At 51.5% G+C, this 12,778-nt stretch carries 9 protein-coding genes; 2 read left to right on the top strand and 7 right to left on the bottom strand.

Going from position 1 to position 12,778, the window contains the following annotated elements:
* Window positions 1-30 precede the first annotated feature (30 nt).
* From ACLTD4_RS21755 to ACLTD4_RS21725, 7 genes are all read right to left on the bottom strand, one after another.
* On the bottom strand, window positions 31-243 hold the full coding sequence (locus ACLTD4_RS21755) for a DUF6783 domain-containing protein (RefSeq protein ID WP_412331560.1): 213 nt from the start codon (window positions 241-243) through the stop codon (window positions 31-33).
* Window positions 236-1,369, bottom strand: coding sequence for an aminotransferase class V-fold PLP-dependent enzyme (locus ACLTD4_RS21750; protein ID WP_412331558.1), 1,134 nt, complete (start codon window positions 1,367-1,369; stop codon window positions 236-238). Before ACLTD4_RS21750 ends, ACLTD4_RS21755 begins: the two co-directional genes overlap by 8 nt.
* Window positions 1,370-1,373: 4 nt before the next feature.
* Window positions 1,374-2,420, bottom strand: a complete 1,047-nt coding sequence (gene selD / locus ACLTD4_RS21745; RefSeq protein WP_117621224.1) for a selenide, water dikinase SelD — start codon at window positions 2,418-2,420, stop codon at window positions 1,374-1,376.
* 222 nt (window positions 2,421-2,642) lie between these two features.
* Window positions 2,643-3,179, bottom strand: coding sequence for a hypothetical protein (locus ACLTD4_RS21740; RefSeq protein ID WP_055659394.1), 537 nt, complete (start codon window positions 3,177-3,179; stop codon window positions 2,643-2,645).
* Window positions 3,176-3,598, bottom strand: a complete 423-nt coding sequence (locus tag ACLTD4_RS21735) for a nucleotidyltransferase domain-containing protein (RefSeq protein ID WP_117621225.1) — start codon at window positions 3,596-3,598, stop codon at window positions 3,176-3,178. Before ACLTD4_RS21735 ends, ACLTD4_RS21740 begins: the two co-directional genes overlap by 4 nt.
* 258 nt (window positions 3,599-3,856) lie before the next feature.
* Window positions 3,857-7,546: a helicase-exonuclease AddAB subunit AddA gene (gene addA / locus ACLTD4_RS21730; RefSeq protein ID WP_117621226.1), complete on the bottom strand. Its 3,690-nt coding sequence runs from the start codon at window positions 7,544-7,546 to the stop codon at window positions 3,857-3,859.
* On the bottom strand, window positions 7,536-11,060 hold the full coding sequence (locus tag ACLTD4_RS21725) for a PD-(D/E)XK nuclease family protein (protein WP_117621227.1): 3,525 nt from the start codon (window positions 11,058-11,060) through the stop codon (window positions 7,536-7,538). Before ACLTD4_RS21725 ends, addA begins: the two co-directional genes overlap by 11 nt.
* A 187-nt stretch (window positions 11,061-11,247) precedes the next feature.
* On the opposite strand from ACLTD4_RS21725, the gene ACLTD4_RS21720 reads away from it, so the two are divergent.
* The gene (locus ACLTD4_RS21720) at window positions 11,248-11,688 is read left to right on the top strand and encodes a hypothetical protein (RefSeq protein WP_002602667.1); all 441 of its coding nucleotides are present in this window, start codon (window positions 11,248-11,250) and stop codon (window positions 11,686-11,688) included.
* Between the two features lie 88 nt (window positions 11,689-11,776).
* A partial coding sequence (locus tag ACLTD4_RS21715) for an MATE family efflux transporter (RefSeq protein ID WP_412331557.1) occupies window positions 11,777-12,778 on the top strand: 1,002 nt, incomplete at its 3' end.

The following is a 12,778-nucleotide window of genomic DNA, read 5'->3' as shown; positions in this document are numbered from 1 at the left end:
CATTTCCCCCTGTCAGAAGCCGGAATTCTATTACTTCATTGCATGAATAACACGGTAATAGTGCAATACAGCAGTAGAGCGTGTTTGAAAATTGCTTTCTGTCAAATGTACGTCACATTTTGTGGGAGATTTGTCCCGAATGAGCGCGGCGTAGTGGGCTACGTTAAGTGAATTCGGGGCAAATCGCCCGCGAAATGGGGCGTGCAGATGGAAGGAATGAATTTTCAAACAGGCTCTAGCCATCTGCAATTTCATGTACCGCGCGGACAGCCTCGTCGATCTCGGCTTCCGTATTAAAGTGTGACATGGAAAAACGGACGGCTCCGGTACTCTCCGTCCCCAGCGCCCGATGCATCAGAGGCGCGCAGTGGGCGCCTGCCCTGGTATAGATCTCGTAGTGATACGCCAGCTCGTCCGCCACCTCACCGGAATCGTAATCCCGGATATTCAGTGACACGATAGGCGCCCTCTGCCCCGTAAAATCGCCGTAAATGGTCACTCCCGGAATGGTTCTCACCCCATCGTAAAACTGCCTCATCAGAGAAAGCTCTCTTTCCCTGATCTGCTCCATGCCAGTTTCCTGAATATAGCGTAAAGCCGCGTAAAGTCCGGCAATTCCGTGACCGTTTAAAGTTCCAGCCTCCAAAGCAGTCGGCATATCCTCCGGATGGGCCTTTGAATAGCTGTGGACTCCGCTTCCGCCCACAATGAGAGGTCTCACAGCAACACCCTGGCGCACGCAGATTCCTCCCGTTCCCTGAGGGCCGAGCAGGCCTTTGTGTCCGGTGAAGCAGAGAACATCAATTCCCATTTCTTCCATATTAATGTCGAACACGCCTGCGGTCTGGGAAGCATCTACAACAAAAAGCAGGCCTATCTTTCTGCAGAAGCGCCCAATCCGTCCGATATCCACCATATTTCCGGTGAGGTTGGAGGCATGGGTACAGATAATTCCTTTCGTATTGGGTCTGATTGCCTTTTCAATATCCTCGTAGCAGATGCAGCCATTTTGATCAGCGGGAAGAATCGTCAGCTCCAGTCCGGCTTCTTCCAGAAGATAGAGGGGACGCAGAACGGAGTTATGTTCCAGCATTGTGGTGATTACGTGATCTCCCGGTCCGAACAGACCGAAGACTGCCATATTCAGGCTTTCGGTGGAATTGGCCGTAAACGCCACCCGGGATGGGTCTCCCGCATGGAACAGCTCAGCCAGCAGCTCTCTGGCAGAATAGATCTGCCTGGACGCATCCAGGGATGCGCCGTGAGCCCCTCTGCCGGAGTTTCCCATATGGTGCATGGCCTCCTGTACCGCCTGATACACCGCCTCCGGCTTTTGGTACGAGGTAGCGGCATTATCGAGATAGATCATAATCTCACCTCAGTTTCACGAATTTATCTTCCAGTTCCTTCACACAGCCAATCACCGCAAACGCAGTCTCCAAACCGGCTTCCCGCAGCCCGGCCGTTATCTTTTCTCCATCCTCCGGTGTGACGCTTACTAAAAGTCCCCCCGAGGTCTGAGGATCACAGAAAATATCACACAGAAACTCCTCTGTATCCCCAAAATCAACCTTATTCTCAACAAACAAACGGTTTCTGTAAGCTCCCGCCGGAATCAACCCCATCTTTGCCAGATCCGGAGCTTCCTTCTGAAGCGGTAAATCCGACATATGGATTTCCAGAGTCACACCGCTTCCTTCCGCCATCTCGACGCTGTGACCTGCTAAGCCGAACCCGGTCACATCGGTACAGCTGTGCACGTCAAACTGTTCGATCACGCGCTTGGCCGTCTTGTTTAAGGAGGTCATAACCCGGATTACCTCCGCCTTCGCCTCCTCGGAAGCCATATCCGCCTTCACCGCCGTATTGACGATACCTGTTCCCAGTGGTTTCGTCAGAATCAGCACATCGCCTGGTCTTGCGCCGCAGTTTTTAAAAATCCGGTCCGGATGGACGAATCCCGTCACGCTTAAGCCGTACTTCGGCTCCTCATCCTGAACGGAATGGCCGCCTGCCAGGACCGCTCCCGCTTCCGCGACCTTTGAAGCGCCGCCCTCCAGAATCTTACCGAGAAATGCCGGATTGACGCAGTTGGGCCAGGCCACGATATTGAGCGCCACCTTCGGTTCTCCGCCCATGGCATAAATATCGCTTAATGCGTTGGCCGCCGCTACCTGGCCGAACGTATAGGGGTCGTCCACCACCGGTGTGAAGAAATCCAGCGTCTGTATGAACGCCAGTTCATCATTCACCCGGTATACGGCTCCATCGTCGGAGGTCTCGATTCCCACCAGCAGATTCGGATCCTCAGCCTTTGGAAGATTCTCCAGTACCCCCGCCAGAGTCCCCGGACCAATCTTGGCAGCACAGCCCGCTGTCTTTGTCATTTGTGTCAGCCTTACTTCGTTGTCTGGTATCATGTTTTCCCCGCTCCCTTATTTATAGATTTTATCTATTATTATTGTAGCACATAAAAATATTTTAGCAACACTAAATAGTTTTTAGATAAAATAAGTCGAATAACACCAGTATCTTTCTGTTTTTTTTGCATAGAAAAGGAGCTGATGCTCCAATAGATTATTCATCTGATTTTGCCACAGCTCCTTATAGTACAACATACTTACTCAAATATCTCATGAAATTCAAGGCTGCAAATTCTTATCAGCATATCTATTCAACAGATTATGTTTCGAACAGTAGTCATTTAAATCTCTATATACATCCAACGCCCCACCACTGTAATTCATCATCAGCCATATCAATTTCTGCTGATGAAGCTCGCGGTTAAAATAATCATGGGTAATTTCATTTCTCAGCAGCAGCTCCCGTAAAAATGCCTTTTCCGCATCTGTTTCCTCAAACTCAAATGTATCAAAGCCGGCTATACAATACCTCAAAGAAGCGCTGCCTTTATATGTTCCTTCTTCTTTACGTATAAAAATAACCAGATCCTTAAACACCTGAGTAAAATCATTCAGCTTAGCCGTTACAATATCCATGCAGTCCATCTTAGTTTCAGCGTCGCTGCACTCCATATACCGTTTACTTTTATGGTGAATTCTTTCTGCACATAACTTCATAAAGTCCAGCATCTCACTGATCCTCATGACATTCACCGGTTCTTTTTCTTCTTCCCGCTCCAGATCAAATTGTTTTAAAATATCTTCGCTAAACTTCATCCGACCATCCTCGCTTTGGTTTCTTCCAGCTTTCTTTGACATGCCTGCCTGAATTTTATTAATTCTTCCGGATAATAATCTGTGAACTGCACCTCTGATTTAAGTGGTGCACAATAAATTGGAGCTTCCATCATCGTATCAATATAGAAAATATCACTGGCTACTCCTTTATGATTGAAATATTCTTCCAAGTACAGTGACATACGTTTATACAGTTCAAAGTCCTTTGTATAGACTGCGATATCAATATCACTCTTTCCTTCTACATACCTGGTGGTCAAATAACTGCCAAAGATAAAAACATTATAACGATAACCGTTAAACTGCTGTTCAACCATACTTTGCAGTGCAAGCAATTCATACAATCTGGCCACAGCTTTCTCCTTTGCCTCGCTATTTACCGATACCTGAGTTGTCATAGATGCCTTCTCCTTTCGCAGATTCATGAAATATATCATATTAACCAGTGATCAAGTCTTTCATTTCTTACTATTATATTTTTCACCTCCTGCTGCCAACCTAATCACCATATCCTTTTTTATCCTGACTATTTTATCAATACACTTTCATTATACCGCAAAAAGCATGAATGTTCTACAATAAAACCGATCTGTTTATGCAGAGTTCTTTCCCTTTCGGCCTTCCCATCGACCGTCTGCCGCTGGATTCCTCCCATCTCACAGCACAATCTCCTCCTGCAGCGTCAGCGAATAAATAATCTTCTCCGTCACCTTTTTCCCCGTCATCTGTTCCAGCGCACGCTTATAGTACTCCAGCTGGATCCCGTACCGCTCTGTCAGCAGGGATTCGCGGCCTCTCACCACGTGGTCGGTCTTGTAATCGATCAGGACGAGGCCATCTTCCTCTTCCATATATGCATCGATAATTCCCTGAATCAGGACGAGCTCATCGGAACTGCAGACCTCCATCTCGCGGGCCGGAATTCCGATGACGAATTGCTGTTCCTTGTAAAGGAGGCCTTTGGCCTGTGCGGCACTCATGCGCCGGCCAAGGGGGGAGCTTAAGAAATTCCATAAAATCCCGGCATCCAGAAGGGACAGGCTCTCTTCGTCCATGTACTTCTCCCTGCGGAATGTATCAAGTGCCATCTCCACATCGGAAATGGTTTTCATACCGGGGAAATTTAACAGTTCCAGCGCACGGTGATAGGCGGTTCCGCGGAATGCGCCGCCGCCCTGATCCTTTTTCCCGCTTTCTTCCAGCAGAAAAGCAGGAATCGTAGGCAGGAAGGTGCTCTCCTCCTCATCGATCAGCTGGCCCTGTTTCTTAAGCTCCGATACGGAAAGCTTCGTGTGGAGGCCGATGTCCGCGGTATGGGGATAACGGTATGCAAAGGCCGCGGATATGCCTGCGGCATACGCTTCATCGTAAATACGGGCGCAGTCAAAGTTCAGCAGTTCTTCCTTAGACAGCTTCTTTTCCGCCTGATGTTCGATCTCCACGCCTACCAGATCGGCCACGGAATAAGACCTTACCGTCATCAGGCCTGTTTCCGCTCCCGCGTCCGACAGAAGCGCCGACTCCGACAGTTTTCCGGAAAGGCTCATGAGCAGCCAGTCCAAAAACGAATCCGCCGTTGACAGGATGGTAAACGGAATCTGCCCGGCCGTTCTCTTAATATCGGAAAAACGCTCCAGTTTCTTATCCAGATAGCGGTCCGTGCCCGTCATAATCAGCTTTTCCTTCGCTCTGGTCATAGCCACGTAGAGAACACGCAGTTCTTCTCCCAATGCCTCCAGCTCCAGGCGGCGCCGAAGGACATTCTTCTTTAATGTCGGTGTCTTGACTCGCAGCTCTAAGTCCAGGTAATCCGTGGCGATTCCCAGATCCGGGTCAATGAGGATCTTTCCATATAAATCCTGTTTATTAAACTTCTTGCCCATGCCCGCCAGAAAGACTACCGGGAATTCCAGTCCCTTGCTCTTATGAATGCTCAGAATCCGAACGGTATTCTCGTCTCCGGCCAGGGCGGCCTCTCCGAAGTCCGTGTCATATTTTTTTAAGTTCTCGATATAGCGGATAAAATGAAACAGCCCGGAATAGCTGGTCTTTTCATAGGCTGACGCCTTTTCCACCAGCATGTCCAAATTCGCCTGTCTCGCCTCTCCCGCTGGCATGGCCGCGATATAATCGTAATATCTGGTATTTTCATAGATGATATACAGAAGCTCGTGGATAGACAGATAGCCTGCTATGCGGCGGTACTCTGCCAGTTCATCGGAAAACGCCGCAAGCTTTCTGTAAAGCTCTCCCTCCCGTTCATCCTCCGGACAGTTTTCCAGATAATACATCCATGCCCCGTAGATTCCCCTGTCCTGTCCCTTTTTCGCCGTTCTCTTGAAAACAGCCATAAGGCGGGCCAATTCTTCGTCCGTGGCTCCCACGATGGGGGACTTTAAGACCGCAGCCAGCGGAATATCCTGCATCGGATTATCGATGATGCTTAAGAAGCACAGCACCGTTTCGACCTCAATCGCCGTAAAGTAGCCGGTTCTCCGCTCCGCATAGGCCGGTATTCCCTCATTCATTAAGATATTGACGAAATCCTCAGCAAATCCGCTTAAGCTGCGCAGAAGGATAACCATATCGCCGTAACAGGCGGTCCTGTAGCGCTTTTCCTTCTTATCCCAGATCTTTAACCCGGTCTCAGGATTTATCAGTTCCTTCATCCGTGCAGCGATCAGCTTGGCCTCCATCTCGCGGGACGTATAATCGTCCGCAGGATCCGCCTCCAGCTGTTTTAACAGGCCGCCTCCCGTGTTGACCATGTGAAGTTCCAGTTTTCCTCCAACCGTCTCTTCCGTCGGTTCAAATACCGCGCCGGGATGGAGAGCCGCGTCTTCCGTATAAAGAATTCCGCCCAGACCTTTCGTCATAATCTGATAGAATACCTCATTAATGCCGGAAAGCACACTGTCCCGGCTTCGGAAATTCTGGTGCAGCTCAATCGTCTGATACAGGCCGTCCTCTCTGGGATAAGATTCGTATTTCTTTAAAAACAGTTCCGGCCTTGCCAGACGGAATTTGTAGATACTCTGTTTCACGTCGCCCACCATAAACACGTTGGGCGTCCCGAACCGTTCCCTGGAAATGGCGTGGATCAGCGCCTCCTGCACGTCGTTGCTGTCCTGGTACTCATCCACCAGGATTTCTTCAAACTGGCGGCTCAGCTCGTCGGCTGCGGCAGACGGGGTTCGTTCTCCCTCGTCCGTCTCTTCCAGAAGCACCTCCAGCGCGTAATGCTCCAGGTCCCCGAAATCCATCAGGTTCTTTTCCTGCTTGGCTTCCTGGTAACGGTCGTGAAATTCTCCGGCCAGTCTCAGCAGCATCCGCACCGCCCCCGAGGTCCCCTTTAAGTCACGCACCACGGTCTCAATGGATTCAAAGCAGTATAAATCACGGAGTTTTCCGACCGCCTTCTTTATCCGGTCCCTGCATCCGGTCACAAACGATTTCTTATCCGCGTCGATCTCCTTGCTCCGGATGGAGGCCAGACGGTCGAAGGAGGCGCTGCCTAACAGTTCATTAAGGCAGCCGTAATCCTTTGCGTTCCCGATCGCCTGCAGCATGCGCAAATCCGATGTCAGCATGGGGATATAGGCCGCAGGCCCGTTTTCCTCGTCACAGACGGCAAGCGCCTCCTTCAGCTGGGCGCAGAATTCCCCTGTCTGCATGGCGACATCCCACATCAGGAAACGCATCCACTCCGTCTCCATAAGCCGGTCGTCGCTTCCCTCCTCGTAGTCCTCCAGTTCCTTTTCGCAGGCCTCCAGCCATTTTTCCGGCCACGGATTGCTTCCTGAAAAGTTATAGACAGCCATAATATGATCCTCGATGCCCCGGTCCGATTTGCCGGTGGCATACGTCTCCACAAACCGGGAAAATTCCTCATCCCCGGCCTCATAGTAGTCCTCCAGCAGCTGTTCCATCACGGAGCCGCGAAGCAGGAGGAGTTCCCCTTCATCCCCCACACGAAAAGCCGGATCGATGTCCAGCTGGTTATAGTGCTCCCGGATGATTCCCAGACAGAAGCTGTCAATGGTCGTAATCCGGGCGTAGGGAATCATGGCCGCCTGCATCTGCAGATGACCGTTTTCAGGGTCCTCCTTCAATTTTTCATCGACGGCCAGAAGGACGCGCTCCCGCATCTCATCCGCCGCCGCCTTCGTAAATGTCATAACCAGAAGCTGATCGATGTCCAGGGGATTCTCTCCCTCCGTGATCATGCGGATAATCCGCTCCACCAGAACCGCTGTCTTTCCGCTGCCCGCTGCCGCGGAAACGAGAAGATTGCGGTTTCTGCTTTCAATGACCGCCTTCTGTTCTTTTGTCCAGTTAATCGCCATCCTGCTGCTCTCCTTCTATCTCCGGCCATATTTCTTCTGATTTCAGTGGTTTGAATTTGCGGAAGCCAAATCCGGAGGTTTTTAAATCGAAGCCGCACACCGCATGGTACGGGCAGTAGTCGCAGGCCGTCTTATTTCCCTGCTTGTACGGGTTCACCGCCACGGCCCCTTCCAGGATCTCACGTCCCTCGGTCTTCAGCTTCTCGTTGACATAGCGTTTTAAGGCCGAGAACCGGTTTCCTCCCGCTACGGACGACTTTGCCTCCTGGATCAGGCCGTTCTTCATCGCCACCGGGATGACATCGGATTCCGTCTCAATCTCGTGATCCAGATGGCTGATGACCTCCAGCTCGCTGTTTACCAGGCCGTTCATACGCAGTTCCTTTAGAATCCGCCTGTCGATGGCCTCCGGGGTCATGTCACCTTCCCGGTCGATCACCGGGTCGTTGATATTATAATAGAAAATACCGGCCGGGATTACAGCCTTGTCCGGATTGCGGCGTTCCTCCATCTCCATGGCCGCGTCCATATAGACCACCAGCTGCAGCTGCAGACCGTAATAAAGTGCAGTCAGATCAAAGGAAGTCCCGCCGGATTTATAATCGATGATCTTCACATAGACGTGTTCCTCATCCTCGCACAAGTCCATACGGTCGATTCGTCCCCTCAAATGAAGCGCCTCCTCCTCGGAGAGAGCGATTTTCATGGCCTTCAGATTATCGGCGGCCGAGAAGGACACCTCGAATCCTACCGGCATGAAATCGCCTTTCTTCAGCTGCTCCGCCAGCGCCCATATGGTACGGTCCGTAATCTTCTCCACCTTGCGGGCCAGATAGGCATTTCTGGCAGAGCTCTTTAAAATCGTATTCCCGTATTCCTCAGTCACCTCAGTCACGGCGGTATGCACCAGAGCCTTTCTCTCGTCTTCCCCGATCGTCTTCCAGTCGCCTCCCTGTTCCTTCATCTTCTTAAAACAGAGGTCGATGGAATCGTGAAAGAGATTCCCGATGTCCATAGCAGCCAGCTCATACTGCTGGCGCTCTGCCAGCTCCAGACCGTAATTCAGGAAATGGGCATAGGCACAGGACGCGTACTGTTCCAGCCTCGTGACACTGCCGCCCAGCACCGTGCCGTACAGCGCCTTCGCCGCCATTTTCCCGATTCCACGCTCTTCATAGGCGTAAAATGCCGCATCTACCAGTCTTTTTACGTTCTCTCTCTGCTCCTCATCCATCATAAAATGGCGGAACAGCTCCAAGAATTCCGAATCCTCCCGGGTCATCTCGAAGTTCCGAAGGCCGTGGGTCAACCGTCCCCTGGCTTCCCGGATGGAGAGCGGCACGCCGGCCGCTTCATCCGATGCGGCCACGACGGTCAGCTGCGGAAACAGCTTTCTTAACTCACCCAGCAATATCGATGGCCGCAGGCTCTTTCCCGACGCATCCATGGCCGAGAAGGAGAGATAAAGCCGTTCCGCCGGCTTCGTTAAAGCGAGATACAGATAGAACCGCTGACGGAAGCTCTCCACACGTACGGTGGGCGCCAGCTCAATGTGATGGCTGCCTAAAAATTCCCGCTCCTTATCCGTAAACAGACTGCTGTTTTCCTTCTTCTGCGGCACGATTCCATCGTTTACACCGATAAAAAACAGAATCTTGATATGGTCGAGACGCGTTCTCGTAATATCGCCCACCACGATCCGGTCCACGGCCGCCGGGATCAGACCTACCTTGATTTCGGAAAAGCCCGCGTCCAGAATCTCCGCGTACTCCCTGCGGCTCACCTTCTCGTCCCCTAAGAGCCTGGCGAGACGGTCCATCAGATCGACGACGAGGCCGTACACCTGACCGTATTCTTTAGCAAGTCCAAACTCTCCCTGTTCCCGAAATGAGGCCTCTCTGGCCAGCATCTTCTCCTCCACCGAGAGCGCCTCCAGAAGCCGGACCACGGCCTCCGTCATGGTGCGCACCGTCCTTCCCTCTTCCCGGAACGCCTCGATAAACGCCGTGAGAGGCGCCATAATCTCTTCCCGGAGCTGGTTTAACTCCTCTAAATTTAAATCCTTGCCGCCGCGGTACCAGCCCTCCCAGGTGGTATTCCAACGCTTTAATCCCCGGATTCCCATGGCGATCACGTAGTTCTCCAGGCGGTCCAGCCTGCGTTCATCCTCCGGCTTCGTCACAAGACCGGTTCTCAAGTAGCGGAACACGGATTCGTAGGAAAAATCCTTCTGAATCGTCTCCAGCGCCGCGCGCACCAGCTCGACCATGGGATTTTTCAGGATGCTCTTTTTGTCATCCAGGAAGTACGGAATCTCCGACGCATCAAACTGATGGATCAGCTCTCCTGCAAAGCTTCCGATGTCGCCGGTGATTACGGCCATGTCACGGTACCGGTATCCCTCGCGCAGCAGTTTTCCGATCTGCCGGACCACGTGGGATATCTCCCCGGCCGGATTCACCGCCTGCACCAGGCGGATCTCCTCCGCTTTGCCGGAATACACACGGCCGCTGTAGCGGTATAAGTTCTGCTCCAGAAAATCAAGCGCCGAATGGGACGGCGTGTCTGCTGCCAGCGCATCCGGAGCCACAGGTTGCTTCCCCGGTTGTTCTGCCGGCGGCTCCATTTGCTGCTCCTCCGGCATCTCCACCCGCTGCTTTACTCCGCTGCGGTACCGGACAGCCGGATGGTCGTCGAGAACGATATCCGGTTCCCGCTTTACGTGATTCTGGCGGGCCAGTGCGTTTAACTTATCCATCATCTCGCTGCTCATGTGAAATAAGTCCTGCACGCCCCCCTTTCCCCGCTCCGCCACGGATGGATCGATGGTCACAGTCACGATCACCCGGCGGCTGTAACGGAGAAAAAGGTCCAGCAGGCGGTACTGGACCGGAGTAAAGCCCGTGTAGCCGTCCAGAGTGATCACACTGTCTTTGATCAGCCTCGATTCCGGCAGGTGCTTACAAAGCACATCCAGAATCTCCTCCGTCGTAATATAGCGGTCCTTGATATACTCCTTAAACGCCTTATAAATGACGGAAATATCCTCCAGCTTCTGGCGGAGCATGGGGCTGGTGGTCTCCGGGATCTTCGCGTCCAGCATTTCCGGCGTAATGCCGTACTGGTAAAGCTCTGAAAGCATGGATTTTAACTGGCCGATAAAGCCGTTCTGATTCAGATGGGACTGGTACAGCGGCAGTTCCTTCTGTTTACCTCCTGTCACCTTTCTCAAAATCATGGATTTTCCCATATCGTCCAGGACGTCCGGATTTACGATGGCAAGCTCCTCGAAAACTCGGTACGCCAGACGCTGGAAGCTGACAATATCAATATTCATCACACCATGGTTCGGATGCAGCGTCACAATCTCCTTCTGTGTCTGCATGGTAAACTGCTCCGGGACAATGGCAAAATACTTCGTGTCCGGATTCTCAATGGAATCCCTGATTAAATCGGTATACAGGCGGTGTGTCTTTCCGGAACCGGAACCGCCTGTTAATAACTGTATGGACATATCTTTCGTGTTGCTCCTTCCCTCTCAGGCCTTTCGCATTTTAGTGGCTATTTAACTACATTTTACTATATTTTGATGTACAAGTCCATCGTTTTCAGAACAACAGTTCTCTTTTGCCATCTATTCATAAACCGCCCCCAAGCAGAATACACTATATCAAAACCCGTTCGGAGGACCTTATTTTAATATGAGCTCTAAAACAAAAATTGTTGTACTGCGGATGAAAGAAATCATCTACACCGCCATCTTTGTCGGCCTCGGAATACTGTTAATCACCCTGTTTCTCATCATGTTCCGGCCGAAAAAAGATACCGTTCCCACTTCCGGAGAAGTGGCCACCTATGTGCCCGGAGTTTACTCTTCCGCGATCACGCTGAACAATCAGGATGTCAACGTACAGGTAACCGTGGATGCGGATAAAATTACATCGGTCACCCTCGTTCCCTTAAGCGAAGCGGTCACCACCATGTATCCGCTGATGCAGCCGGCCATGGACACTCTTTCGGAGCAGATTGTAAAAAATCAGTCCACCAAAAACATCTCCTACTCCGATGAGACACGCTACACATCCACCGTCCTCTTAAAAGCAGTCGACACGGCGCTGACCAAAGCCGAAATTGCAAAATAAGAATATGGTATGGGGATTGTGTTTTCTCTTTTCTCCCTGTATAATGAGATCAGAATACATAATTATTTTACAGTAAGAGGAACGGGATATGAGTCAGAAAAGCAGGACACAGAGTGTCATGGGGCAGAATCAAATTACAGAAGGAGTGATCTGGAAACAGCTTCTTCTGTTTTTCTTTCCAATTTTATTTGGAACATTCTTCCAGCAGCTCTATAACACCGCCGATGCCGTGATTGTAGGGCGGTTCGTTGGAAAGGAAGCGCTGGCAGCCGTAGGAGGTCCTACGGGAACCCTGATCAATCTTCTTGTGGGGTTCTTCGTAGGACTTTCTTCCGGTGCCACCGTAATTATATCCCAGTTTTACGGTGCGAAACAGCCGGACCGGGTGAGCAGGGCGGTACATACGTCAATAGCATTTTCCATCGTGGGAGGCATTGTCCTCATGGTCATCGGTGTGGCAGGCGCGCCGTGGGCCTTATCCGCCATGGGAACACCGGATGATATATTAAATCACGCGGTTTTGTATATGCGAATCTATTTTCTGGGAGTCATCGGCAACCTGATCTATAACATGGGCGCCGGTATCCTGCGGGCGATCGGGGACTCGAAACGGCCGCTGTACTTCCTGATCGCCAGCTGTTTTACCAACATTGTACTGGATATCGTTTTCGTCGTCTTCCTGCATATGGGCGTCATGGGAGCCGCGCTGGCTACCATCATCTCCCAGCTGATCAGCGCCGTGCTGGTCATCATCGTGCTGATGAAGACAAAGGAGTCATACCATCTGATCCCCCGGTCTATTCGGCTGGATCTGGACATGCTGAAGCGGATTATCCAGATCGGATTCCCCGCGGGTCTTCAGTCTGTCATGTACTCCGCCTCCAACGTGATTATCCAGTCCAGCGTCAATGCGCTCGGAACCGATACCATCGCCGCCTGGACTGCATACGGAAAGATCGACAGCGTGTTCTGGATGATCATCAACGCCTTCGGCATCTCCGTTACCACATTCGTTGGACAGAACTACGGCGCCGGAAAAAAGGACAGGGTTCACAAGGGCGTCCGCGTGTGTCTGGCCATGAGCTTTGCC

The sequence above is a fragment of the Hungatella sp. genome, from assembly GCF_046966825.1.
The sequence above is the reverse complement of the archived record's forward strand: the minus strand, read 5'-3'. Positions and strand labels throughout refer to the sequence as shown.